Annotated in this window: 19 protein-coding genes, 1 tRNA gene and 1 riboswitch; of the genes, 11 read left to right on the top strand and 9 right to left on the bottom strand. The window is 69.7% G+C overall.

Going from position 1 to position 24,134, the window contains the following annotated elements; all coding sequences use genetic code 11:
- Window positions 1–195 precede the first annotated feature (195 nt).
- From ppc to VGB75_17300, 3 genes are all read left to right on the top strand, one after another.
- Window positions 196–3,039, top strand: coding sequence for a phosphoenolpyruvate carboxylase (gene ppc, locus VGB75_17310; GenBank protein HEY0168807.1), 2,844 nt, complete (start codon window positions 196–198; stop codon window positions 3,037–3,039).
- A gap of 92 nt (window positions 3,040–3,131) precedes the next feature.
- On the top strand, window positions 3,132–4,619 hold the full coding sequence (locus VGB75_17305) for an AlkA N-terminal domain-containing protein (protein ID HEY0168806.1): 1,488 nt from the start codon (window positions 3,132–3,134) through the stop codon (window positions 4,617–4,619).
- The gene (locus tag VGB75_17300) at window positions 4,616–5,143 is read left to right on the top strand and encodes a methylated-DNA--[protein]-cysteine S-methyltransferase (GenBank protein ID HEY0168805.1); all 528 of its coding nucleotides are present in this window, start codon (window positions 4,616–4,618) and stop codon (window positions 5,141–5,143) included. Before VGB75_17305 ends, VGB75_17300 begins: the two co-directional genes overlap by 4 nt.
- Window positions 5,144–5,168: 25 nt before the next feature.
- On the opposite strand, the gene VGB75_17295 is transcribed toward VGB75_17300, so the two are convergent.
- Both VGB75_17295 and VGB75_17290 read right to left on the bottom strand, forming a co-directional pair.
- Entirely contained in the window at window positions 5,169–5,429 is a 261-nt protein-coding gene (locus tag VGB75_17295; GenBank protein ID HEY0168804.1) for a hypothetical protein, read from the bottom strand.
- A gap of 76 nt (window positions 5,430–5,505) precedes the next feature.
- A complete protein-coding gene (locus tag VGB75_17290) occupies window positions 5,506–6,531 on the bottom strand; it encodes a L,D-transpeptidase family protein (GenBank protein ID HEY0168803.1) in 1,026 nt (341 codons plus the stop codon).
- 243 nt (window positions 6,532–6,774) lie between these two features.
- Between VGB75_17290 and VGB75_17285 the strand changes: the two genes are divergently transcribed.
- Together VGB75_17285 and fxsT are read left to right on the top strand one after the other, a co-directional pair.
- Window positions 6,775–7,251: a toll/interleukin-1 receptor domain-containing protein gene (locus VGB75_17285; protein ID HEY0168802.1), complete on the top strand. Its 477-nt coding sequence runs from the start codon at window positions 6,775–6,777 to the stop codon at window positions 7,249–7,251.
- A gap of 103 nt (window positions 7,252–7,354) precedes the next feature.
- Window positions 7,355–10,714, top strand: a complete 3,360-nt coding sequence (gene fxsT, locus VGB75_17280; protein ID HEY0168801.1) for an FxSxx-COOH system tetratricopeptide repeat protein — start codon at window positions 7,355–7,357, stop codon at window positions 10,712–10,714.
- Between the two features lie 46 nt (window positions 10,715–10,760).
- On the opposite strand, the gene pth is transcribed toward fxsT, so the two are convergent.
- Both pth and VGB75_17270 read right to left on the bottom strand, forming a co-directional pair.
- Complete coding sequence (pth, locus tag VGB75_17275; GenBank protein ID HEY0168800.1) at window positions 10,761–11,333, bottom strand: aminoacyl-tRNA hydrolase; 573 nt, start codon at window positions 11,331–11,333, stop codon at window positions 10,761–10,763.
- Between the two features lie 59 nt (window positions 11,334–11,392).
- On the bottom strand, window positions 11,393–12,049 hold the full coding sequence (locus VGB75_17270; protein HEY0168799.1) for a 50S ribosomal protein L25/general stress protein Ctc: 657 nt from the start codon (window positions 12,047–12,049) through the stop codon (window positions 11,393–11,395).
- 420 nt (window positions 12,050–12,469) lie between these two features.
- Here VGB75_17270 and VGB75_17265 point away from each other — a divergent pair, with 420 nt between their 5' ends.
- Both VGB75_17265 and VGB75_17260 read left to right on the top strand, forming a co-directional pair.
- Complete coding sequence (locus VGB75_17265; protein ID HEY0168798.1) at window positions 12,470–13,399, top strand: 4-(cytidine 5'-diphospho)-2-C-methyl-D-erythritol kinase; 930 nt, start codon at window positions 12,470–12,472, stop codon at window positions 13,397–13,399.
- A gap of 64 nt (window positions 13,400–13,463) precedes the next feature.
- Window positions 13,464–15,248 carry an ABC-F family ATP-binding cassette domain-containing protein gene (locus tag VGB75_17260; protein HEY0168797.1) on the top strand — a complete coding sequence of 595 codons (1,785 nt, stop codon included), beginning with the start codon at window positions 13,464–13,466 and terminating at the stop codon, window positions 15,246–15,248.
- An 8-nt stretch (window positions 15,249–15,256) separates the two neighbouring features.
- Here the strand turns inward: VGB75_17260 and VGB75_17255 are convergent, their stop codons facing one another.
- Window positions 15,257–15,886, bottom strand: a complete 630-nt coding sequence (locus tag VGB75_17255; GenBank protein HEY0168796.1) for a TetR/AcrR family transcriptional regulator — start codon at window positions 15,884–15,886, stop codon at window positions 15,257–15,259.
- Window positions 15,887–15,968: 82 nt separating this feature from the next.
- Here VGB75_17255 and kynU point away from each other — a divergent pair, with 82 nt between their 5' ends.
- Window positions 15,969–17,300: a kynureninase gene (gene kynU / locus VGB75_17250; protein ID HEY0168795.1), complete on the top strand. Its 1,332-nt coding sequence runs from the start codon at window positions 15,969–15,971 to the stop codon at window positions 17,298–17,300.
- 25 nt (window positions 17,301–17,325) lie between these two features.
- On the opposite strand, the gene VGB75_17245 is transcribed toward kynU, so the two are convergent.
- Entirely contained in the window at window positions 17,326–18,333 is a 1,008-nt protein-coding gene (locus tag VGB75_17245; protein HEY0168794.1) for an acyl-CoA desaturase, read from the bottom strand.
- Window positions 18,334–18,550: 217 nt separating this feature from the next.
- Between VGB75_17245 and VGB75_17240 the strand changes: the two genes are divergently transcribed.
- The 3 genes from VGB75_17240 (at window position 18,551) to VGB75_17230 (ending at window position 21,295) form a co-directional block, all read left to right on the top strand.
- A tRNA-Gln gene (locus tag VGB75_17240) sits at window positions 18,551–18,623 on the top strand.
- Between the two features lie 156 nt (window positions 18,624–18,779).
- Window positions 18,780–20,318, top strand: a complete 1,539-nt coding sequence (glmU, locus tag VGB75_17235; GenBank protein ID HEY0168793.1) for a bifunctional UDP-N-acetylglucosamine diphosphorylase/glucosamine-1-phosphate N-acetyltransferase GlmU — start codon at window positions 18,780–18,782, stop codon at window positions 20,316–20,318.
- Window positions 20,315–21,295, top strand: a complete 981-nt coding sequence (locus tag VGB75_17230; protein ID HEY0168792.1) for a ribose-phosphate diphosphokinase — start codon at window positions 20,315–20,317, stop codon at window positions 21,293–21,295. The genes glmU and VGB75_17230 overlap by 4 nt, the downstream gene beginning before the upstream one ends.
- A gap of 97 nt (window positions 21,296–21,392) precedes the next feature.
- On the opposite strand, the gene rsmA is transcribed toward VGB75_17230, so the two are convergent.
- The 3 genes from rsmA to VGB75_17215 all read right to left on the bottom strand — a co-directional run bounded on the left by rsmA (window position 21,393) and on the right by VGB75_17215 (window position 23,890).
- On the bottom strand, window positions 21,393–22,238 hold the full coding sequence (rsmA, locus tag VGB75_17225) for a 16S rRNA (adenine(1518)-N(6)/adenine(1519)-N(6))-dimethyltransferase RsmA (GenBank protein ID HEY0168791.1): 846 nt from the start codon (window positions 22,236–22,238) through the stop codon (window positions 21,393–21,395).
- A 22-nt stretch (window positions 22,239–22,260) separates the two neighbouring features.
- A complete protein-coding gene (locus tag VGB75_17220) occupies window positions 22,261–23,430 on the bottom strand; it encodes a ubiquitin-like domain-containing protein (protein HEY0168790.1) in 1,170 nt (389 codons plus the stop codon).
- Window positions 23,431–23,557: 127 nt separating this feature from the next.
- Window positions 23,558–23,890: a transglycosylase family protein gene (locus VGB75_17215; GenBank protein ID HEY0168789.1), complete on the bottom strand. Its 333-nt coding sequence runs from the start codon at window positions 23,888–23,890 to the stop codon at window positions 23,558–23,560.
- A gap of 2 nt (window positions 23,891–23,892) precedes the next feature.
- A riboswitch (cyclic di-AMP (ydaO/yuaA leader) is annotated at window positions 23,893–24,095 on the bottom strand.
- Window positions 24,096–24,134 lie beyond the last annotated feature (39 nt).

The raw sequence follows: 24,134 nt of genomic DNA, 5'->3' as shown, positions 1-24,134 counted from the left end.
TATAGCGCGTGAAGTGGCTGTTTGGGAAGCGCTAAGTCCTTTTAGAGGGCAGGTAATTTTATCCTAACCTCATGTTGTCCGCTCTGTGTAATCGGGTGTCTGCGGACAGTTACCGTAGAACTGACAGATTACTCCTTCTTCCTGAGAGCGCCCATCGTCGCTCCAGCCCGCTCGCCGATACGGGAAGATCGAGGGGTGACTACGCGCACCGCCTTCGACTTCCCGTCCCACATCCGGCTGACCGACGACGACACGCCCTTGCGCCGTGACGTCCGGCGGGTCGGCCAGCTGCTGGGCGACTCGCTGGTCCGCCAGCACGGCCCCGCCCTGCTGGAACTGGTGGAACGGGTCCGGGCGCTGACCAAGCAGAGCAAGGACGCGCCGCGGATCGAGGATCGCGATGCCGCTCGCGCCGAGGTCCGCGCGCTGCTCGCCGGCCTGCCGACCGAGACCGCCTCCGCCCTGGTGCGGGCGTTCTCGGCCTACTTCCACCTGGCCAACGTCGCCGAGCAGGTGCACCGGGTGCGCAGCCTGCGAAACCGGCCCGCCGAGCAGGGCTGGTTGGCCAGCGCCGTGGCCGCGGTCGCGGCCGAGGCCGGCCCCGTGGCCCTGGGCCAGGCGGCGCACGCGCTGGCCGTGCGTCCGGTGTTCACCGCCCACCCGACCGAGGCCAGCCGCCGGTCCATCCTGAGCAAGCTGCGCCGCCTGGCCGACGTGCTGGCCGACCCGACCGAGCCAGGCACCGGCGCGCGAGAGCGCCAGGACCGCAACCTGGCCGAGATCATCGACCTGATCTGGCAGACCGACGAGCTGCGCCGGCACCAGCCCACCCCGGTGGACGAGGCCCGCAACGCGGTGTACTACCTGCAGGAGCTGATCGATGAGACGGTGCCGGACTTCACCAGTGACCTAGCCGCCGAACTCGCCCGCCACGGCGCCGAGCTGGACACCGACGCCCGGCCGCTGACCTTCGGCTCGTGGATCGGCGGCGACCGGGACGGCAATCCCAACGTCACCGCCGCAGTCACCAGCGAGGTGCTGCGACTGCAGCATCACGTGGCCGCCCGCTCGGCGCTGGCCGAGGTCGACGCGCTGATCGGCGAGCTGTCCTCCTCCAGCTCCATCGTCGGGGTGTCCCCTGAGCTGGAAGAGTCGATCGCCACCGACCTGGCTAACCTGCCGGAGCTGGACCCGCGAATCAAGGTGGTGAACGAGACCGAGCCGTACCGGCTCAAGCTGTCCTGCGTCAGGCACAAGATCGTAAACACCCGGCAGCGGATCGACTCCGGCAGCAGGCACGTGCCCGGCCGCGACTACCTCGGCCGGTCAGAGCTGCTGGCCGAGCTCCGGCTGATCGGGACCTCGCTGCGGCAGAACTCCGGCGGCCTGATCGCCGACGGCGTGCTTGCCCGGGTCCAGCGCACCATCTCGATCTTCGGGCTGCATCTGGCGACCCTGGACATCCGCGAGCACGCCGATGCCCACCACCACGCCGTCGGGCAGCTCATCGACCGGCTCAAGGAGGAGCACTGGCTCTACGCCGACCTGCCCCGGGACTACCGGCGCCGGCTGCTGTCCAAGGAGCTGGCCTCACGCCGGCCACTGGCTCAGACCCCGCCGCCGCTGGACCCGGCCGGCGCCAAGACCTTCGCCGTCTTCACCGAGATCCGCCAGGCGCTGGACACCTACGGCGTCGAGGTGATCGAGAGCTACATCGTGTCGATGACGATGGGCGCCGACGACGTGCTGGCCGCGGTGGTGCTGGCCCGCGAGGCCGGGCTGGTCGACGTGCACGGCACCGGGTCCGGGCCGGGCGAGCCAGGCGGCGGGCGGCGGCCGGTGGCACGCATCGGTTTCGTGCCGTTGCTGGAGACCGTCGAGGAGCTGCGTCACAGCGGTGACGTGCTCGACGAGCTGCTCTCGGATCCGACCTACCGGCTGATCGTCCGGCTGCGCGGTGACGTGCAGGAGGTGATGCTCGGCTACTCCGACTCCAACAAGGACGCCGGCATCACCACCTCCCAGTGGGAGATCCACAAGGCCCAGCGCACGCTGCGCGACGTCGCGGCCCGGCACGGAGTCCGGCTGCGGCTGTTCCACGGCCGCGGCGGGACCGTGGGCCGCGGCGGCGGCCCCACCTACGACTCGATCCTGGCCCAGCCCTGGGGAGTGCTGGCCGGCGAGATCAAGTTCACCGAGCAGGGCGAGGTGATCAGCGACAAGTACTCCCTTCCGGAGCTGGCCAAGGAGAACCTGGAACTGACCGTGGCCGCGGTGCTGCGGGCCTCGGCGCTGCATCTGTCACCGCGCCAGCGGCCGGACCAGCTGCAGACCTGGAACCACGCCATGGACCTGATCAGCGATGCGGCCTTCGGCGCCTACCGCAGGTTCGTCGATGACCCGGGGCTGCCCGACTACTTCCTCGCCTCGACCCCGGTCGAGCAGTTGGGCTCGCTCAACATCGGCTCCCGGCCTGCCCGCCGGCCTGATTCGGGCAATGGCATCTCGGGCCTGCGCGCGATTCCCTGGGTGTTCGGCTGGACCCAGTCGCGCCAGATCGTGCCGGGCTGGTTCGGAGTCGGCTCCGGGCTCAGGGCGGCTCGCGAGGCCGGCCTGGCGGATGCGCTGACGGACATGCACGCCAACTGGCACTTCTTCCGGACCTTCATCTCCAACGTCGAGATGACGCTGGCCAAGACCGACCTGCAGGTCGCCTCGCACTACGTCTCGAGCCTGGTGCCGGTCGAGCTACGCCGGCTGTTCGAGCTGATCCAGGCCGAGCACGAGCTCACCGTCGATGAGGTGCTGCGAGTCACCGGAGAGCAGTTCCTGCTCGATGACCAGCCCTCGCTGCAGCGAACGCTGAGCGTTCGCGACGCCTACCTGGACCCGATCTCCTACGCCCAGGTCGACCTGTTGTCGCGCGTCCGCTCCGGCGAGTCCGGCGAGCCGGACGCCGACGGCGCCGCCGAGCAGCTGCGCCGGGCGCTGCTGCTCACCATGAACGGCGTCGCGGCCGGCCTGCGCAACACCGGCTGAGCGCTGTGCCCAGCCCAGGCGCGCCGACCCGTCCGCAACGGCATGTCCGAAAACCGCCAGTCAGGCGTGGCGCGGCACGGCAGACTGGACCCGTGCCGATCAATGAGGACGCCGCGTACCGCGCGGTGCGCAGCCGGGACGCCCGCTTCGACGGGACCTTCTACACCGGCGTCCGGACGACCGGGATCTACTGCCGGCCCTCGTGCTCGGCGCGCACGCCGCACCGGCGCAACGTCGGCTTCTACCCCAGCTCGGCCGCCGCCCAGCGGGCCGGCTTCCGGGCGTGCAAGATGTGCCGGCCCGACGCCACCCCCGGCTCGCCCGACTGGAACAGCCGCGCCGACCTGGCCGGCCGCGCGGTGCGGTTGATCGCCGACGGGGTGATAGACCGGGACGGGGTCTCCGGGCTGGCTCGCGAGCTGGGCTACTCAGAACGCCAGGTCAGCCGGGCCCTGGTGGCCGTGCTGGGGGCGCCGCCGCTGGCGCTGGCCCGGGCCCAGCGCGCCCAGACCGCGCGGATCCTGCTGGAGAACACCGGCCTGGCGGCCTCCGAAGTCGCCTTCGCCGCCGGCTTCGCCAGCATCCGGCAGTTCAACGACACCATCTCCGAGGTCTTCGCCAGCACGCCCAGCCAGCTGCGAGCCGCCCGCTCCCGCTCCGGCGCAGAGCTCGGGGCCATCGACCTGCGGCTGGCCTACCGCTCGCCCATGGACGTCGCCGCCACCTTGCGCTTCCTGGCCGGCCGCGCGGTCAGCGGCCTGGAGAGCTACGACGGGAGCACCCTGAGCAGGACGCTGCGGCTGCCGCACGGGGCCGGCCTGGTGTCGCTGACCCCGGCCGAGGGCTATGTCGCCGCCCGGCTGCGGCTGGTCGACCACCGGGACCTGGCCGCCGCGGTGGCCAGGGTCCGGCGGTTGCTCGACCTGGACGCCGACCCGCAGGCGGTGGACGAGGTGCTGGCCGGGCAACCGGCGCTGGCCGACCTGGTCGACCGGCGGCCGGGCCTGCGCTCGCCAGGTGCGGTGGACGGCTTCGAGATGGCCGTCCGGGCGGTCATCGGGCAGCAGATCTCGGTGGCCAGCGCGAGCACCGTGCTCCGACGGCTGGTCGCCGAGCACGGCCGGCCGGCCTTCGACGCCGACCCGGGCTGGCGGCTGTTCCCCGAACCGGCCGTGATCGCGGGCCTGGACCCGGCGTCGCTGCCGATGCCCCGCGCGCGCGGGCGCACCCTGGTCGGGCTGGCCGCCGCGATGGCCGATCAGGCAGTGGTGCTGGGACCGGGCTCGGACCGGGCCGCGACCCGGGCCGCGCTGCTGGAACTGCCCGGCATCGGCCCGTGGACCGCGGACTACCTGCTGATCCGCGCGCTCGGTGACCCGGACGTCTACCTGGGCGGTGACCTCGGCGTCCGGCAGGCACTGGCCCGCCTGAACGGAGATCTCGACCCGGGGGCCACCGCGCCCTGGCGCAGCTACCTGACACACCACCTGTGGGCCAGCCTGGCCGACGATCCCGCACCGCGCTCGAATGCCCAAACGCCCCTGCCGGACAATGGCTTGCTATCGAAAGAGGACCGATGATCATTCACAGCTATGTCGACTCACCGCTGGGCCCGCTGCTGCTGACCGGCGACGGCGAGGGCCTCACCGGCCTCTACACCGACCAGCACGGCCGGCTGCCGACCGAACTCGGCCCCCGGGTGGACGAGGAGTTCGCCGAGGCCCGCACCCAGCTCGAGGAGTACTTCGCCGGTGAGCGCGATGACTTCGACCTGCCGCTGACCGCGCCGGGGACGCCGTTCCAGCGGGCGGTGTGGCAGGCGCTGCGCGAGATCCCCTACGGCTCCACGATGAGCTACCGGCAGGTGGCCGAGCAGGTCGGCAACCCCAAGGCGGTCCGGGCGGTCGGCTCGGCCAACAGCCGCAACCCCATCTCGATCATCGTGCCGTGCCACCGGGTGGTGGGCAGTGGCGGCAAGCTGATCGGCTACGCCGGCGGCTTCTCCGCCAAGCGCTGGCTGCTCGATCACGAGATCGGGACCGCTGGCCGGCTGGCTGGAGCGAGTGCTGCCGACGGCGGAGCTAGCCGGCACAACCGGGTATAAGGACCTGACCCCGGTCTGCGCTTGCTTAGGGGCAGGTGACCCAGCTGGTGGTGGTGTAACCCGAGGTCTCGCCCCACCAGAACGCTTCGCCGCAAGGTCCGGCGTGGGCGTACTGGCCGATCACCTCGCCCCGAATGCTGCCGTAGTGATAGCTGGTCACCTGGTACTGCGTGTACGGATCAGGGATGGCGCCCGCCGAGGCCGAGGCGACCGGCGACAACGCGAGGGTGCTGATCGTCACGGTGGCCAGTACTAGGGACCTGGCGAATCTGCTGTTCAGTGTCATCACTGCTCCGAGGGCTCGACCCTGATGTCTGGCTCAGGACATTAGCCCAGAACATCCAGATTTGATACGCCAAGCCTCAGCTGACGGTCACCGTCCGGCAGCCCAGCCTGGGATTGCCGGTGCCCAGCCTGAGGTTCAGCGCGTAGACGCAGAGGGTGTGGGTTCCGCGCGCCACGCTGCCCACCGTGAGCGCGAAGCCGGAGTTGGGACCGACCCGCATCGCGGCGGCCACGTCCGGCCGGGCCACCCCGGTGCTGAACCGGCCCCGCATCCGGCCGTCGAGGTAGACGTCGATGTTGACCGGGTTGCTCGGCAGGTCCGGGTCAGCGGCCCAGCCGGTCGCACGGACGCTGCCCCGGCCGCCGGCCGCCGAGTCCAGGTAGCCCTTCGGGTTGTGCAGCGCGGCGGCGGCGTTGGCCTTGGTGATGATGCTGGTGGCCTGGCTGCCCACCCCGATCGAGATCACCGGGTGGGCGGTGGGGCTCAGCCAGCGCATGATCGAGTTCAGCGAGGCCGAGTCGAGGGCCACGCAGCCGGCGGTCGGCCGGCCGTTGGCGACGTGCAGGAAGAACGCCGAGCCGGCGCCGGCCACCACCGGAAAGCGGTTGTAGTCGATCACGACGGCATGGGCGTACACCGGGCCCATGTAGTAGAGGTTCTCACTCGCCCCACCCGGCGAATAGCTCTGGACCACATGGGTGTTGTAGGCAGGGGAGTTGACGTTGCCGTTCCACCAGTCGTTACGCCCGGCTTGGAAGTACGGCAGCCTGGTGCCGTTGTTCGGCTGGTTGCCGAAGGCCTGGGTGAGGCCGAAGACTCCGGCCGGGGTCCGTGACATGCCCTCGCTGGTCTGCCCGACGCCGTTGCGGCCGACGTAGGCGGTGACCGGGCCGGCCGCGCGCCAGAAGCCGCCGAGGCTGGAACGCTGCCACAGTTCCAGCCGCGCCGTGGTCGAGGTAGAACTCGCGGCCTGCACGGTGATGACCTGGTTCGGCGAGCTGGCCGCCTCGGCGGGGCTGGCCAGCGGGGGCGCCAGCACGGCGACCGCGGTGGCCGCCAGTCCGCTCAGCACAGCGGTGAGGACTGCGAGGCTGGCTTTCATGTGCTCTCTTCTCCTTGCGAGGTGCTCTGAGCGGGTAAGCGCTCGGCCATCTGTGTCGGCGAGCAGCGTGGACGCTAGCGCAACCAACGGCGACAGGCTGGGTGAGCGCACGTGAACAAGTTGAAGGACGCTCTCTCCCGACCCCCAATTCGGGCGATCGCCGCCTCACTCGGACCTGCAGACCTGGGTGAAGGCGTTTAATACTTCAGGTCTGCTGGTGTGCCGCGAGACGAGGGAGACGTGATGACTTCCACCGAGGGTGGTGGTAGGTGCGATTTCTTCGTCACCTACAACCACAACGACGGGTCGTGGGCGCTGTGGATAGCGGCGGAGTTGGAGCAGGCCGGATATCACGTGCGAATTCAAGCGTGGGATTTCCGTCCCGGCGGCAACTTCATGGCAGAGATGAACAGCGCTCTCGGTGAATGCGCGCACACGATAGGGGTGATGAGCGAGAACTACCTGCAGTCTGTTTTCAGCACCGCCGAATGGACAGCAGCGTATCGGCAGGCTCTGCTTGGCCGTGATCGTGGATTCATACCGGTCCGGGTCACCAGTTGCGACCCAGCACCGCTGCTCGGTCCCATCGCCTATATCGACCTTGTCGGAGTGGACGAGGCTGAAGCAAGGCGACGGTTACTGGAAGGCGTGGTTGCCCAAGTTCCTCGCAAGCGACGCGCTCCGGGCTTTCCGGGGGCTGCAGGCAATCGCGCACCGTGAGCGCAGACCCATCGCCTTCGGCTGCTGTACGTGGGCGGGCATACTGGAGACTCGGCACCCGAATGCTCACTATTCCCGTGCGCCATCAGATGAAGGGGCTTAGGTGACCGACCAGCAGTCAACCCGCGATGACGCGCTGCCAAACCAGAGCCCACCATACTTCTTCGTGCACCACGCAGCCGAAGACACCTCTTGGGCTGAATGGATCACTGGGGTCCTTGAGACCGAGGGGTACCAAGTCCGGATGGAGGGTCGGGACATACGGCCCGGCCAGAACCGATTGGCTGAGAGGAACCGGCTGCTCGGAGAGTGCCGGCATACCATAGCCGTGCTGTCGACTTCTTCTCTCGGCAATGCCTCACCTCTCGGAGAGGTGCTTAGCGCGGCACTGAATCAAAGCGTTGAAGGCAAAGACCGGGCGCTGATCCCGATCCGAATCGAAGAGTGCGAACCGGGCGCCTTGCTAAGCCCGGTGGTCCCGATCAACCTGACCGGCCTCGACGAACGCGAGGCAACGCAAGCAGTGCTGAACGGCATTCGCGCGATGGCACCTGCGGTTTCGTCGTTTCCTGGACGGGCAGCCACGTCCGGGGCGAAAGCAACCTTGAGCACTGCACGGTTTCCAGCAACCGGGCCTGCTGTGTGGGAGCTGCGCTCACACCGACCGGACCCCCACTTCGTCGGCCGCGATGAGTTGCTGACCGCTTTGCACCAGCGTCTCAAGAGTGGCGGTGCCACGGCCCTCGTGCAGGCGATCACCGGTCTGGGCGGGATCGGCAAGACGCGTGCCGCGATCGAGTACGCCCACCGCTACGCCCGCGTGTATGACGTCGTGTGGTGGATCCGGGCCGAACGCCCCGAGACCCTCCTCAGTGACTACGCCGGTCTCGCCGCCGACTTTTCGCTTCCGCACATGGCCCAGCAAGAGATGGCTATCGCAGCGGTACGTCAAGAGCTCAGGCGGCGTGAGAACTGGCTCCTCATTTTTGACAACGCTGATGACCCGTCGGCAATCACGAACCTTCTTCCTGATCGCCACTCCGGCAGTGTCGTGGTCACGACCCGACGCCGCGAGTGGCCGCACAGTGACAACCTGCCGGTTGAGGTACTCGATGAGCAGGCCGCGCGGGAGTACCTGCGGCAGCGGGCGGGCGTGACCGATGACCAGGTTGCCGATTCGCTCGCTAATGCCCTAGGCCTGTTGCCGCTCGCGCTCGCACAGGCGGCAGCAGTCATAGCGGATGGAATGGGAGCTGGGGAGTACCTGAAGCTCATCGAGAGCCGAGCGCCCGAGCTGTTCGAGCAAGGGCGGCCGATCGACTCCGAGACCACTGTCTCAACCACCTGGCGAGTGTCATTTGAACAGCTCGCCAGCCATCCCGGTGCTGTGGCACTGCAGCAATTGTCTTCCTTCTTCGCCCCGGACGCTTTGCCCGTTACGATCCTCCGCCCAGCGGATGAGCTCCCCGATGCCCTCGTTCACGTGCTAACCGACCCGATGGCTCGAGTAGCTGCTACCCGGGAGCTGGCGCGATACTCCCTCGCCGACCCCGCTGGCGGGGAGTTGTCGACCCACCGTCTGGTCCAACTCATCGTCCGCACCCAACTTCGCGATCAAGAAGACGCCTGGGCCCGCTACACCCTCATCGTCGCCGTGAACACGTTTCCCGCCGAACCAGAGCAGCCCAGCAGTTGGCCGGCGGCTGATCAATTCCTTCCACACGCCATCGCCGCTGCGGCGCACGCCTCGCGCCTTGGTATAGATCCTGCGAACAGATCGGTGCTTCTAGACCGGACCAGCCGCTACCTCTCAGCGCGCGGGCGGATAGGTGAAGCCGCAGGTCTGGCAAAGCAGGCCACTACCGTCGCCGACTTCATAGGAGCCGAGCACCCCGCCACCCTCGCCGCACTGCACAGCTACGGCAAAGCCCTGCGTGCCCAGGGTCATCTTCGCGAGGCCCGGACTGTGCTGGAGAACGTCTACACCAGCCGGATACGGGTGCTCGGAGGAGATGATCCCGCAACCCTGGCCACCGCGCGTGAACTCATCGCAACGCGCCACGCCCTCGGCGATCTCGCGGGATCTCGAAAAGTCGACGACCAAACCCTGCCGTTGCACTCCGCTGTGCTTGGTGCCCATCATCCCGATTCGCTCACCGCGCTCGCATACCACGCCCGTCTGCTATACGGCGAAGGGCGGTACCGTGACGCCCGGGTAATCGAGGAACGACTCATCGACCGCCGCCGGGAATTGTTGGGCGCTGATCACCCGGACACCCTCACCTCGATCAACAACCTGGCCCGCACCCTGAGCGAACTAGGAGACCTGCAGCAAGCCCGCGAGCTGCAACAACAGGTGCTCGACCGCCGCCGGGGATTGTTAGGCGCTGATCACCCGGACACCCTCACATCGATCAGCAACCTGGCCGTCACCCTGCGCGAACTAGGAGAGCTGCAGCAAGCCCGCGAGCTGCAACAACAGGTGCTCGACCGCCGCCAGCAGCTGCTGGGCGCTGATCACCCGGACACCCTTACCTCGGCGGGCAACCTGGCCGGCACCCTGAGCGAACTAGGAGAGCTGCAGCAAGCCCGCGAGCTGCACCAACAGGTGCTCGACCGCTGCCAGCAATTGTGGGGCGCTGATCACCCGGACACCCTCGCCTCGAGGAACAACCTGGCCAGCACCCTGAGCAGGCTGGGAGAGCTGCGGCGAGCCCGCGAACTGCACCAACAGGTAATTGACCGCTGCCAGGAATTGTTGGGCGCTGATCACCCGAACACCCTCACCTCGATCAACAACCTGGCCGGCACCCTGAGCGAACTAGGAGAGCTGCAGCAAGCCCGCGAGCTGCAACAACAGGTGCTCGACCGCCGCCGGGAATTGTTGGGCGCTGATCACCCGGACACCCTCACCTCGATCAGCAACCTGGCCAGCACCCTGAGCAGGCTGGGAGAGCTGCAGCAAGCCCGCGAGCTGCAAGAACAGGTGCTCGACCGCCGCCAGCAGTTGCTAGGCGCTGATCACCGGGACACCCTCACCTCGATCAGCAACCTGGCCGTCACTCTGAGCGAACTAGGAGAGCTGCAGCAAGGCCGCGAGCTGCAACAACAGGTGCTCGACCGCTGCCGGGAATTGTTGGGCGCTGATCACCCGGACACCCTCACATCGATGAACCACTTGGGCAGCACCCTCATCTCATCGGGAGATCTCTCCGGGGCTCGGGCATTGTTCACGCAGAGTCTGGAGTTCAGCCGTCGTAAGCTCGGCGAGCGTCATCCACGGACCAGCGAATCAGCGTGGCATGCCTACCAAATCGAAATGGCGCGCGGCAATGCTCCAGCCGCACGGAATATCGTCGTCCGGCATCTTGCATGGCTTCGCACCGCGCGCGTGGATCAACTTTCGCTCAACCAGAGGACTATAAAGCGGGAGCTAGGCCGCGGAAGACCACCGGGGAGATGACTCCGCACCGCGACCGCAGCCGAACGACGTCGACCACGGCGGTCGATCAGGAGTTGAACTCGTTCTGGGCCGGCTCCAGGCCCTTGGCGATCAGCGCCTCGACCGCGTCGGCGGCCCGGTCGAGGAAGAACGGCAGTTCCTTGCGCTCGGCGGCGGCCCACTCACGCAGCACGTAGTCGGCGGGGTCCTGGCGCCCGGGCGGCCGGCCGATCCCAAAGCGGACCCGCAGGTACTCCTTGGACCCCAGGGCCGAGCTGGTGGACTTCAGGCCGTTGTGGCCGCCCTCGCCACCGCCGCGCTTGAGCCGCAAGCTGCCGAACGGCAGGTCGAGCTCGTCGTGCACGACGATGATCTGCTCGACGCCCACCTTGAAGAACCGGCTGATCGCCACGATCGGGCCGCCGGACTCGTTCATGTAGCACTTCGGCTTGGCCAGCACGGCAGCCTGCCCGGCCAGCCGGCCCTCGACGATGTCGGCCCGGCCCTTGTGCGCCTTGAACGGCCGGCCCAGTCGCGCCGCCAGGTCATCGGCCACCAGGAACCCGGCGTTGTGCCGGGTGCCGGCATACCGAGGGCCCGGATTGCCAAGGCCGACGATCAGAAAACGCTCGTCAGTCATTGGCAGCTCCGGGCCCTGGTGAGAAAACCAGTGCCGCCGTGCGGGCGGCAGCGCGCGTCCTAGGACCCGTCCGACTTGCCCTCGGCGGCTTCGGCGACGTCGGCGTCGGACGGCTCCTCGATGATGCCCAGGTCGGCGATCGACTCGGCGGTGTCGGCCTCGATGTCCTCGGCGGTCGGCGCGGTGCTGACGTTGAGCAGCAGCGTCTCGGCGTCGGTCACCAGCGTCGAGCCGGCCGGCAGGATCAGGTCGCCGGCGGTGATGTGCGCGCCCGCGTCCAGGCCCTGGATCGAGACCTCGATCTCGTTGGGGATGTGGGTGGCCTCTGCCTCGATCTGCACCGAGGTGTACTCCTGGCCCAGCATCGCGCCGGGAGCGAGGTCGCCGACGATCACCAGCGGAACCTCGATGGTGACCTTCTCACCGATCCGGACCGCGATCAGGTCGACGTGCTCGTAGCTACCGCGGATCGGGTGCCGCTGGACGGCCTTGGGGATGGTGAGCTGGTCCTCACCGTCCAGGGACAGGGTCAGCAGCACGTTGCCGCCACCCCGCTTGATCGCCTGGGTGAACTCGCGGGCCGGCAGCGACACGTGCCGCGGGTCGGCGCCGTGGCCGTAGATGACGGCGGGGATCTTGCCGGAACGACGGGTACGGCGAGCGCCACCCTTGCCGAACTCGGTACGTGTTTCGGCGGCCAAACGGACTTCAGACACGAGGGCGCTCCTGTTGCATCGTTTCGTACATGGTTGTCACGTAATCAGTTCACATCGTGGTGCGGTGCTTGTTCAGTGAATCGTGCTGGGTGTGAGACGGCGGTCACGGGACGGTTGTCGAACGCGGTGTCGCACGGCGGGGCTGTCGTGTTCCGCAGTCGGAGACCACGGTCACAACAGGTCACAACACAGCGCCGGCAAGCACCGCGTCGATAACGGGCCCCATCAGGACGGCCTACCGGGCTGATCTGCTCACGTCGTGGCTGATCTGCTCAGTCGACCGGGTCTGCGGGCTCCCTCGCCGAGGCAACCCTGCAAGCCTACAAGGCAGTTGAACCGCCGGGGAAATCGGGTAGCCGACGCGGTGGCGCCGGCCCGCGTGGTGATCGGGCACGGCGCACGCGCACTAGCATCGCAGCCGTGTCCCACACTGCCGGCCGGGTGAGCGTCCGGGTTCCCGCCAAAATCAACCTCCAGTTGGCGGTGGGGGCGCTGGGGGCTGACGGTTTCCACCAGATCGGCACGGTGTTTCACGCACTGGAGCTGACCGATCTGCTGACCGCGGCGCCGGCCGACTCGCTGTCGCTGAGCATGACGGGCGCCGAGAGCGCCGGCCTGCCGGCCGACCAGGGCAACCTGGCCTGGCGGGCGGCGCGACTGCTGGCCGAGCACGCCGGCATCCCGGCCCACGTCGAGTTCGCGATCGACAAGCGCATTCCGGTCGCCGCCGGCCTGGCCGGCGGATCGGCCGACGCCGCCGCCGCCCTGCTGGCCTGCGACCGGCTCTGGCAGCTGCGGCTGCCGGCCGCCGAGCTGACCGCCCTGGCCGCCCAGCTGGGCAGTGACGTCGCCTTCGCCCTGCTGGGCGGTTCGGCACTCGGCGCCGGCCGTGGCGAGCGGCTGCGCCCGATCGAAGGCGGGGCGCGGTTTTCCTGGGTGCTGGCGGTGGCCCACGGCGGGCTGTCCACGCCCGCTGTCTACGCCGAGCTGGACCGGCAGCGCGGTCCCGACCAGGCTCGCGCGGCCAGCGACCCGGACGCCGCGGTCGCCGCCAGCGGGGTGCTGGAGGCGGTGGCCAGCGGAGATCCCGAGCTGCTGGCCGGCCGGCTGGCCAACGACCTGCAACCGGCTGCGATCGCGCTGGCGCCCTACCTGGCCCAGACCCTTGCCGCGGGCCAGGACTGCGGCGCGCTGGCCGGCATCGTCTCCGGCTCGGGACCGACCTGCGCGTTCCTGGCCCGCGATCAGGCCCACGCCCGGACGCTGGCCCGGGCGCTGGAGGACACCGGCGTCTGCCGGCAGGCCCTGGCGGTGACCGGCGGCGACGCCCGGGCGACGGTGCTCGCCTGATGACGGCCCAGACGGCGGTCCCGATGACGGCCCAGACGGCGGCCCTGATGGCGGTGTCGCGCTGATGGCGAACCTGGTCAACCTGGAGAACGTCTCCAAGAGCTACGGCACCACCTCGGTGCTCGAGGCGGTGTCGCTGGGGATCGGCGACCGGGACCGGATCGGCGTGGTCGGGCGCAACGGCGGCGGCAAGTCGACCCTGCTGCGGATGATCACCGGGGCCGAGCCGCCGGACACCGGCCGCTCCACCGCCACCGGCGGGCTGCAGATCGCCAGCGTGGACCAGGCCGGCCACCTCAACGCCGGTTCCACGGTGCGAGACCTGGTGGTGGGAGACGCGGCCGAGCACGTCTGGGCCGGCGACGCCGCCGTGCGTGAGGTGCTGACCGGTCTGGGGCTGGCGGCGCTGGGCCTGGACACCCTGGTGGACCGGATGTCGGGCGGCGAGCGCCGCCGGGTGTCGCTGGCCGCCGCGCTGGTCACCGACGCCGACCTGCTGGTGCTGGACGAGCCGACCAACCACCTCGACATCGAAGGCGTCACCTGGCTGGCGGAGTACCTCAACCGCCGGCGCGGCGCGCTGCTGGCCGTCACCCACGACCGGTGGTTCCTCGACGCGGTCTGCACCCGCACCTGGGAGGTGATCGACGGCTCGGTCCGCAGCTTCGACGGCGGGTACGCCGCCTACGTGCTGGCCCGGGCCGAGCGGGACCGGCAGGCCAGCGCCAGCGAGGCGCGACGGCAGAACCTGCTGCGCAAGGAGCTGGCCTGGTTACGCCGGGGTCCGCCGGCCCGCACGTCCAAGCCGAAGTTCCGGATCGAGGCCGCCGAGGCGCTGATCGCCGACGTGCCGCCGGCGCGCAGCGCCGTGGAGCTGCGGGCGCTGTCGGCCAAGCGGCTGGGCCGCACGGTGTACGACGTCGAGGACGTCACGCTTGCCGTCGGCAGCGGTGACAGCGCGCGCACGCTGTTCTCCGGCGCCACCTGGCATGTCGGGCCCGGCGACCGGATCGGGATCATCGGCGTCAACGGCTCGGGCAAGACCCACCTGCTGCGGCTGCTGGCCGGCGAGCTGGCCCCCGACGCCGGCAAGGTGGTGATCGGCCAGACCGTCCGGGTCGGTTACCTGTCCCAGAACGTCACCGAGCTGCCGTCGCAGTTGCGGGTGATCGAGGCGGTGACCGAAGTGCGCAGCACCGCGGTGCTCGGCGGTGTCGAGCAGTCGGCCAGCCAGCTGGCCGAGCGGTTCGGCTTCGCCAACGAGCGGCAGTGGACGCCGGTGAGCGACCTGTCCGGCGGCGAGCGGCGCCGGCTGCAGCTGCTGCGGTTGCTGCTCACCCAGCCCAACGTGCTGCTGCTGGACGAGCCGACCAACGACCTGGACACCGACACCCTCGCCGAGCTGGAGGACCTGCTGGACTCCTGGGCCGGCACCCTGGTGGTCGTCAGCCACGACCGGTACCTCGTCGAGCGGGTCTGCGACTCGACCGTGGCCCTGCTGGACGACGGCTCGATAGCCGCGCTGCCCGGTGGGATCGATGAGTACCTGCGCCGCCGCGCGGCCGACCTGCGGGCCGCCGAGCAAGCCAGCCAGCCGGCGGTCGGCAAGACCGGCAAGCCCGCCAAGCCGGCGGGCAAGTCCGACCCGCGGGCGGCCCGCAAGGAGCTGTCCCGGCTGGAGCGAGAGATCTCCAAGCTGGACCGCCGGGAGGCCGAGCTGCACCAGGCGCTGGCCGAGCACGCCACCGACTACGCCCGGATCAGCGAGCTCGACACCGAGCTGCGGGCGGTGCTGGAGTCCAAGGATGCCGCCGAGCACAGCTGGCTGGAGCTGTCGGAGGAGCTGTAGCGCTCGCCTCAGGAGTCCAGTGACAGCTTCGGCTTGGCCTCCAGGCCTCGCAGGCCGTTCCAGCCCAGGTTCACCAGGTGCGCGGCCACCTCCTCGCGCTTGGGCTTGCGCACCTCGAGCCACCACTGCCCGGTCAGCGCCACCATGCCCACCAGCATCTGGGCGTACATGCCGGCCAGCTTGGGGTTGAGCTTCCGGGCGCTGAACTCGCGGACCAGGATGTACTCGACCTGGCTGGCGATGTCGTTGAGCAACGAGGAGAAGGTGCCGGTGCTGGTGGCCACCGGGGAGTCCCGGACCAGGATCCGGAAGCCGTCGGTCTGCTCCTCGATGTAGGTGAGCAGCGCCAGGGCCGCCTGCTCGACCAGCGCCCGGGGGTTGGTGCCGGTCAACGCCGAGGTGACCGCTTCCATCAGATTGCGCATCTCGCGGTCCACCACCACCGCGTACAGGCCTTCCTTGCCGCCGAAGTGCTCGTAGACCACCGGCTTGCTGACCCCGGCGCGGGTGGCGATCTCTTCGATCGAGGTGACCTCGAAGCCCTTCTCCGCGAACAGCGCCCGCCCGACGTCCAGCAGTTGCTCCCGCCGCTCTTTGCCGGTCATCCGAACCCGGGGCCTGCTCTGGCTGTCGGTCACCGGGCCCATTGTTGCGCATCGGCCGGCCTACGGCGCGCAGCTGCGGTTTCCCTCGTTCCCGCGGACTTGCGATTATGGGCCCATGACCGATTCGCCGACCACCACCGCACCGGACGCAGCCCAGGACCCATCGGCCGGGCTGGCGGCGCTGGCAGCGCCGGGCGCCGCTGGCGAAGACCCGCTGCTGTCAGCGGCCCGGCTGGCCGACGCCGGTGACGAACTGGCCGGCCTGCGCGAGCGTTTCGAGCTCCCCGACGGCGTCGTCTACCTCGACGGCAACTCTCTGGGCCCGTTGCCACGGGTGGTGCTGCCGGCGGTCACCGAGCTGGTGCGCCGGCAATGGGGCCAGGATCTGATCACCTCCTGGAACGTCCACGACTGGTGGGGCCTGCCGGGACGGGTGGGCGACCAGCTCGCCGGCTTGATAGGCGCGGCCGAGGGCCAGGTGATGTGCGGCGACTCGACCTCGGTCCAGCTCTTTCAGGCGATGACGGCAGCCTGCCGGCTACGGCCCGGACGGTCGACGCTGCTGACCGACGGGGTGAACTTTCCCAGCGACCAGTACCTGGCCGACTCGGTGGGCCAGCTGCTCGGCCTGCGGGTGGTCCGGCTGCATCCGTCGGAGTTGACGGCCTACCTGAGCGAGCACGGCGATCAGGTGGCGGCGGTGTCGTTCTCACTGGTCGACTACCGCACCGGCGAGCTCTTCGACGCCGCCGGGCTGACCCGGGCGACGCAGGCTGCCGGCGCGGTGATGGTCTGGGACCTCTGCCATGCCATCGGCGCGCTGCCGGTCGCGCTGGACGAGATCGGGGCGGACCTGGCGGTCGGCTGCACTTACAAATACCTCAACGGCGGGCCGGGCTCGCCCGCCTTCATCTACATAGCCCACCGGCATCAGCGCCACGTGCAGCTGCCGTTGACCGGCTGGAACGGCCACCGCGAGCCGTTCGGCCTCAACGGCAGTTACGTGCCGGCTGAGTCGATCGAGCAGGCCCGGATCGGCACTCCGGCGCTGCTGTCGATGGCCGCGCTGCAGGCCGCGCTGGCCGCCTTCGACGGGGTGGGCATCGACCGGGTGCGGGCCAAGTCACTGGCCCTGACCCAGCAGGTGATCGAGTTCGCCGACCAGCGACTGGCCCGGTTCGGCGTCGAGGTGGTCACCCCGCGGCGGCCGGAGCTGCGCGGCTCGCAGGTCTCACTGCGGATGCCCGAGGCCTACCAGGTCTGCCAGGCCCTGATCGAGCGTGGCGTCATCGGCGACTTCCGGGCGCCCGACCTGCTGCGACTGGGGTTCACCCCGATGTACCTCAGCTTCACCGAGGTTCACCAGGGCATGCTCACGCTGGCCGAGATCCTGGCCGACGGCAGCTACCGCCAGCCCCGGTTCGCCCAGCGGGCAGCGGTCACCTGAGCCACGGCCCGACGAGCGTCGCGACTCAGGCGGCGACCCGCTCCTCGGCGCGCTCGGCTGCCCGGCGGGCGGCGAGCTTGTCGAACCGGTCCCGGCGCGGCCAGCGGACCTCGCTGGCCCAGCCGAGCTTCTCGAACAGCCAGATCGTCCGGGCCGAGATGTCGAGCTGGCCGCGGTCGACGCCGTGCCGGGCGCAGGTCGGGTCGGCGTGGTGGCTGTTGTGCCAGGACTCCCCCATGCTCAGGATCGCCAGCGGCCAGAAGTTCGCCGACCTGTCACGGGAGGCGTAGGGCCGCTCGCCGATCATGTGACAGACCGAGTTGATGGACCAGGTCACGTGGTGCAGCAGGCACACCCGCACCAGCGAGGCCCAGAAGTAGGCGCTCAGCGCGCCGGTCCAGGACCAGGTGATCAACCCGCCCAGCACCGCCGGGGCCAGCAGGGTGAAGGCCACCCAGAACGGGAACTGCCTGTCGATCCGCACCAGGTCCGGATCGGCCTGCAGGTCGGGGGCGTACTTGGCCTGGTTGGTGCGCTCGGAGTCGAACATCCAGCCCAGATGGGCGTACCAGAAGCCCTTGACGAGCCCGCTGGCCGACTGGCCGAAACGCCACGGCGAGTGCGGGTCGCCCTCCCGGTCGGAGAAGGCGTGGTGGCGCCGGTGGTCGGCGACCCAGCGGATGACCGGGCCCTCGATGGCCAGCGAGCCGGCGATCGCCAGCGCGATCTTGAGTCCCCGGTTGGCCTTGAACGCGCCGTGGGTGAAGTAGCGATGAAAGCCCACCGTGATCCCGAGCGCGGACACCACGTAGAACCCGACCGCCAGGCTCAGCTCGGTCCAACCGATTCCCCAGCCCCAAGCCAGCGGGACGGCGGCCAGCAGCGCCAGGAACGGCACCACCACGAACACGTAGAGCAAGATCTGCTCCAGAAGGCTCTTGTGGCCCGAGATCATCGGCTTGGCCCCCGGCTGGCCGTCCTGCAGGTTGGGGCTCGGCTGGGCGGCGCCCGGCGTGTCCTCGAGCATCGTCATAAGCTGGCTCCTGGAGAAGTGGTGAGCAGAGAAGTAGCAAGTGCCGGCGCGGTGGTTTCGGCGCGTGGCTGGTACGTCGTAGTCATCAGGCCTCTGTTCGGCCCGGCTACGCAAGCGTAACCTACGCTACCGTAAGTTTGAGGTACTCGCACTGTGGATTCGCCACCGCGTAGGCTGTCCGGCGTCGAGCGCTCGCCGCGGGGCGGCAGGCGCGCAGTGGGAGATGGGGTAATCGGCAGCCCGCCGGCCTTTGGAGCCGTGCAGTCTGGGTTCGAGTCCCAGTCTCCCAGCGATCTCTTCGCCGATCGGCTGCCCGGCGCCTGCCGATCGAACGCCCAGGGCCTGCCGATCGACTGCCCAGGGCCTGCCGATGGGCTGCCCTGCGTCCGCCGTGGGCGCTGCCGTGGCAGCCAGGAGACCGGCCGGATTCGGATAGGCTCCCGCACGTGACCGCCCTCGACGCCTCGATCGCGCGCCCGCCGCTCACAATCATCATCCTGGCCGCCGGTGAGGGCAGCCGGATGAAGTCCCCGGCGCTGCCCAAGGTGTTGCACTCCTTCGCCGGACGCTCGATGCTCGCCCACGTGCTGGCAGCGACTGCCGGCCTGGCTGCCGAGCGCACCGCGGTGGTGATCGGGCACCGCCGGGACGAGGTCGCCGCCGAACTGGCCCTGCTCGACCCGTCCGCTGTGCCGGTGGTGCAAGAGCAGCAGAACGGCACCGGCCACGCGGTCCGGATAGCGCTGCAGCAGCTGGCCGCCGATCGGCCCGTCACCGGCGCCGTGCTGGTGCTGCCCGGCGACGCGCCGCTGTTGTCAGCGGCCACCCTGGCCGACCTGCTGGACTCCCATGCCGCCAGCGCGGCCGCCGCGACCCTGCTGACCAGCGAGCTGGCCGATCCGACCGGCTATGGCCGGGTGCTCCGGTCTGATGACCCGGCCCGGCCGGCCTCGGTGGCGCGGGTGGTCGAGCACAAGGACGCCAGCCCAGACGAGCTGGCCGTGACCGAGGTCTCGGCCGGGGTCTACGCCTTCGACGCCGGCCCGCTGAGCCAGGCGGTCGGCCGGCTCAGCACCGACAACGCCCAGGGCGAGGAGTACCTGCCCGAGGTCGTCAGCATCTTCGTCGCCCAGGGCCTGGACGTGCGCGCCCGCCCCGCGCCGGCCGAGGAGACCGCCGGCGTCAACGACCGGCTCCAACTGGCCGCGGCGCACCGCAGTTACAACCAGCGGCTGCTGGAGCGGCACATGCGCGACGGCGTCCGGGTGATCGACCCGGCGACCTGCTGGGTGGACGCCGAGGTCACGCTGGCGCCCGACGTCACACTGAAGCCGAACGTCCAGTTGCACGGCGCGACCCGGATCTCCGCCGGCGCGGTGATCGGCCCGGACAGCACCCTGACCGACACCGTGGTGGGGGCGGGCAGCGTGCTGACGCGCACCGTGGCCAACCAGGCCCGGATAGGCGCCGGCGTCACGGTCGGCCCGTTCGCCTACCTCCGGCCCGGCGCCGAACTGGCCGACCAGGTGCACATCGGCACCTATGTCGAGATCAAGGGCTCCGACATCGGCGTCGGAAGCAAGGTTCCGCACCTGAGCTACGTCGGTGACGCCAGCATCGGCGCGAACACCAACATCGGGGCCGCCACCGTGTTCGTCAACTACGACGGCGTGGCCAAGCACCGCTCGACGATCGGCGACCACGCCCGGACGGGCGCGGACAACATGTTCGTGGCCCCGGTCAACGTCGGCGACGGCGCCTACACCGCGGCCGGCTCGGTGATCACCTCCGACGTCCCGCCCGGAGACTTGGGGGTCAGCCGGACCCCGCAACGCAACGTGGCAGGCTGGGTGCTGCGACGTCGGGCCGGAACCGCCTCAGCGGCTGCGGCTGAAGCTGCCATGAGCAGTGATCCGGCGGTCACCGGCACACCTGCGCCGGACCAGGACAGTCCGAGCAGCACGAGTGGGAGCAGCAAGGCATGAGCAATTTGCAGGTACCCAACCGCAAGAGCATGACGCTGTTCTCCGGCCGGGCGTTTCCTGAGCTGGCCGACGAGATCGCCGGCCACATCGGCATGGAAATCACCCCGATGACCGCCCGGGACTTCGCCAACGGCGAGATCTTCGTGCGGCCGGAGGAGTCGGTTCGCGGCTCGGACGCGTTCGTGATCCAGTCCCACACCACACCGATCAACCACTGGGTGATGGAGACGCTGATCCTGGTCGACGCCCTCAAGCGCGCGTCGGCCAAGCGGATCACCGTGGTGGCTCCGTTCTACCCTTATTCCCGGCAGGACAAGAAGCACCGGGGCCGCGAGCCGATCTCGGCCCGGCTGATCGCCGACCTGCTCAAGACCGCCGGGGCCGACCGGATCATGTCGATCGACCTGCACACCGCTCAGATCCAGGGCTTCTTCGACGGCCCGGTGGACCACCTGTTCGCCCTGCCGCTGCTGGCCCAGTACGTCGCCGAGACCTACGCCAACGAGAACCTGACCGTGGTCTCCCCCGACACTGGCCGGGTGCGCGCCGCCGAGCAGTGGGCCGACCGGATCGGCGGGGCTCCGATCGCGTTCATCCACAAGACCCGCGACCCCAACGTTGCCAACCAAGTCGTCGCCAACCGGGTCGTCGGCGACGTGGTCGGCCGGTTGTGCATCCTGGCCGACGACATGATCGACACCGGCAGCAGCGTGGTGAAGGCCGCCGACCTGCTGTATGAGGCTGGCGCCTCCGACGTCATCATCGCCGCCACCCACGGGATCTTCTCCGAGCCCGCCGCAGACCGGCTGAAGAACAGCCGGGTCCGCGAGGTGATCATCACCAACACGCTGCCGCTGCGGCCAGAGCAGCGCTTCGACAAGCTGACCGTCATCTCGATCGCGCCGATGATCGCCCGCGCCATCAAGGAAGTCTTCTCAGACGGCTCGGTCACCAGCCTGTTCGACGGCCGCAGTTAGCTGTCTTAGCTCCCGGCATTGTGCGGCCTGAATCCGCGGTTACCAGGCCGGAAACCGCGGATTCAGGCCGCACAATGCGTTCCAGGACGATTGCGTTCTAGGCGGTTCGGGCCTCGGCGATCCGGGCGAAGGCCGCCACCGGCAGCGTCTCCCCCCGGGCCGTGGGGTCGACCCCTGCCTTGATCAGCGCCGCCTCGGCAGCAGCCGGCGAGCCTGCCCAGCCGGCCAGCGCCGAGCGCAGCATCTTGCGACGCTGGGCGAAGGCGGCGTCGATCACCGCGAACACCTCGGCCCGGCTGGCGGCGGTCGGCGGCGGCGCGCCCCGGCTGAACCGGACCAGCCCGGACTCGACGTTGGGAACCGGCCAGAACACCGAGCGCGGCACCACGCCCACCCGGGCGGCTGAGCCGTACCAGGCCAGCTTGGCGCTGGGCACGCCGTACACCTTGGACCCCGGGGCCGCGGCCAGCCGGTCGGCCACCTCGAGCTGCACCAGCACCAGGCCATGCCTGATGGTGGGCAGCGCCGCCAGCAGGTTGAGCAGCACTGGCACCGAGACGTTGTAGGGCAGGTTGGCCACCAGCGCGGTGGGCTGGGGATCATCCAGCGCCCTGACGCCCAGCGCGTCGGCCTCGATCACCCGCAGCCGGTCGGCAAGCTCCGGGGCGAGCCGGCGCACCGTCGCCGGCAGCTCGGCCGCCAGCCTGGGATCGATCTCCACAGCGGTGAGCTGCCCGCTGACGGCCAATAGCTCCAGGGTGAGCGATCCGAGCCCGGGGCCGACCTCCAGCACCGCCTCGTCCGGCTCAAGCTCGGCGGCCCGGACGATCCGGCGGATGGTGTTCGGGTCGTGGACGAAGTTCTGGCCGAGCGTCTTGGTGGGACGTATCCCAAGACGCTCGGCCAGTTCTCGAATCTGGGCCGGACCCAGCAGCTCACTCACACCCGGGAGTGTGTCAGAGCGATCAGTACCAGTTGGTGGCCTGCGAGTGCGCCCAGGCGCTGCACGGAGTGCCGTACACCTCGGCGATGTAGCCCAGGCCCCAGGTGATCTGGGTGCTGGCGTTGGTCTGCCAGTCAGCGCCGGCCGAAGCCATCTTGTTGCCGGGCAGGGCCTGCGGGATGCCGTAGGCGCCCGACGGGTTGGCTGCCGTGGTGCGCCAGCCGCTCTCCTTGTTCCAGAGGCTGACCAGGCACGAGAACTGGTCGCTGCCCCAGCCGCGGGCCGACACCATGCCGGCCGCGATCTGCTGCGCGGTGCCTGAGGCCACCGGCGCACTTGCCGGAGCCGGGGCCGGGCGCGGGGCTTGCTTGACGCCGACCGCGATCCGCTGGCTCACCGCCGGCCGCACCACGTGGTCGTCATAGACGGCCCGGCCGGCGAGCTTTCCGTCGACGTAGCGCAGCTGGTAGGTCACCTGCTTGAGGCCCTCGCGGCCGGCGGTCAGCACTGCGCTGCTGCCGGCGGCACGATTGGGGTCGTTCTGCCGGACGGTGCCGAAGGGCACGCCCTGCTGGGTCACGCTGTACTTGTAGGACACCCGGGTGATCTTGACGACCTGCCGGTCACGCACCGGGCTGGTCACCTTGGCCGAGATCTGATCGTGCGGAGCGAGCCGCAGCTTGGCCTGGGCCAGCGCTTGGCGCAGGGTCGGGCCGAAGCTGGAGACCCGCACCGCCTTGCCGTCGACCTTGAAGGTGACCAGCTTGGGCGAGGTGACCGACAGCCGCATGGCGGCGCTGTCCAGCCGGGTGGAGCGTGACACCGACACCAGGTTCTGAGCGCCGTAGCCGAGCTGGCGCAGCGCCTCGTCGACCGAGACGGCGTTCACCCAGACATCGCGTGCCTTGCCGTTGACCGTCAGGTGCAGCAGGTGACCCCGGCGGATCACGATGGCGGCGTTGTCCTCGACCTTGGCGCTGAGTTCAGGCGCGATCAGATCGTGCTCACCGACCGTGATGTCCGCGGCGTCCAGCACTCCCCGGACGTCGGCGGCGGCGGTCTGCACGAGGCGGTCCTGGCCGTCGATCCGCAGGTTGACGGTCTTGCCGTTATCGGTGGCCCAGCTGGCGGTGCCGCCCAGCAGGCCGGCCAGTACCAGGCCGTACAGGCCGAACTTGAGATTGCGATGCAAAACAAAAACTCCTAAAAGGTGTGCCGGCAGCGCACAGCGCGGCGCCGGCATGGACAGCGAGCCGACCGGGTCTGCCCCGGAGGGCACACGAGGTGGCTAACGCATGGCTCGCCGAGGGAAAAGGGAACTAAAGACGCTGTCCGCAGACAGGCCATGGGCTGGCGCCCCGGGCGTTGTACAGGTTGGTCGCCACCGCGATCTGCTGCTCGCGCGTGGCCAGGTCGGCTCGCGAGGCGTAGGCCCCGCCGCCGTTGGACAGCCAGGTGCCCGAGTCGAACTGCAGGCCGCCGTAGTAGCCGTTGCCGGTGTTGATCGACCAGTTGCCGCTGGACTCGCACTGGGCGACGGCGTCCCAGTCGTTCGGGGCGGCAGCCGACGCCGGGGCGGCCAGCACCCCGAGCGAGACGGCGGCCGCGCCGGCGGTGACGAGAGCCCGGCGGGCGAGGATGGACGTGCGCATGGAGATGCTCCGATCCGCCGCCTGCGAGGTGAGCTGTCGGGTTCGGAGCGATCGGTGCCCCGGCCGCAGGACATGCGGCTTCACCCCGAGACGAGCGCCTGGCCCCCGTGACCGTGGCGGCGCGCGCCGGGTTGGTTCCCCCACCCCCGTCCTGGCTGTGCAGGAGGTACGGACACCGGCGGACGGGGTTCGGCGGACCGGTTCCGGCGCCCCCCTCGTAGGCGGGGGTGCGCAGGGCAAAGGT

The sequence above is a fragment of the Jatrophihabitans sp. genome (assembly GCA_036399055.1).
Classification (GTDB): Bacteria; Actinomycetota; Actinomycetes; order Mycobacteriales; family Jatrophihabitantaceae; genus Jatrophihabitans_A.
This window is presented reverse-complemented; position numbering and strand designations above follow the sequence as displayed.

Bases quoted from the DNA above. Each gene is read 5' to 3' on its own strand.
- VGB75_17285 (HEY0168802.1), top strand. From the start codon at position 6,775: ATGACTTCCACCGAGGGTGGTGGTAGGTGCGATTTCTTCGTCACCTAC.
- VGB75_17295 (HEY0168804.1), bottom strand. From the start codon at position 5,429: ATGACACTGAACAGCAGATTCGCCAGGTCCCTAGTACTGGCCACCGTG.
- VGB75_17290 (HEY0168803.1), bottom strand. From the start codon at position 6,531: ATGAAAGCCAGCCTCGCAGTCCTCACCGCTGTGCTGAGCGGACTGGCG.
- pth (HEY0168800.1), bottom strand. From the start codon at position 11,333: ATGACTGACGAGCGTTTTCTGATCGTCGGCCTTGGCAATCCGGGCCCT.
- VGB75_17260 (HEY0168797.1), top strand. From the start codon at position 13,464: ATGGCGAACCTGGTCAACCTGGAGAACGTCTCCAAGAGCTACGGCACC.
- kynU (HEY0168795.1), top strand. From the start codon at position 15,969: ATGACCGATTCGCCGACCACCACCGCACCGGACGCAGCCCAGGACCCA.
- VGB75_17230 (HEY0168792.1), top strand. From the start codon at position 20,315: ATGAGCAATTTGCAGGTACCCAACCGCAAGAGCATGACGCTGTTCTCC.
- VGB75_17300 (HEY0168805.1), top strand. From the start codon at position 4,616: ATGATCATTCACAGCTATGTCGACTCACCGCTGGGCCCGCTGCTGCTG.
- VGB75_17215 (HEY0168789.1), bottom strand. From the start codon at position 23,890: ATGCGCACGTCCATCCTCGCCCGCCGGGCTCTCGTCACCGCCGGCGCG.
- VGB75_17245 (HEY0168794.1), bottom strand. From the start codon at position 18,333: ATGACGATGCTCGAGGACACGCCGGGCGCCGCCCAGCCGAGCCCCAAC.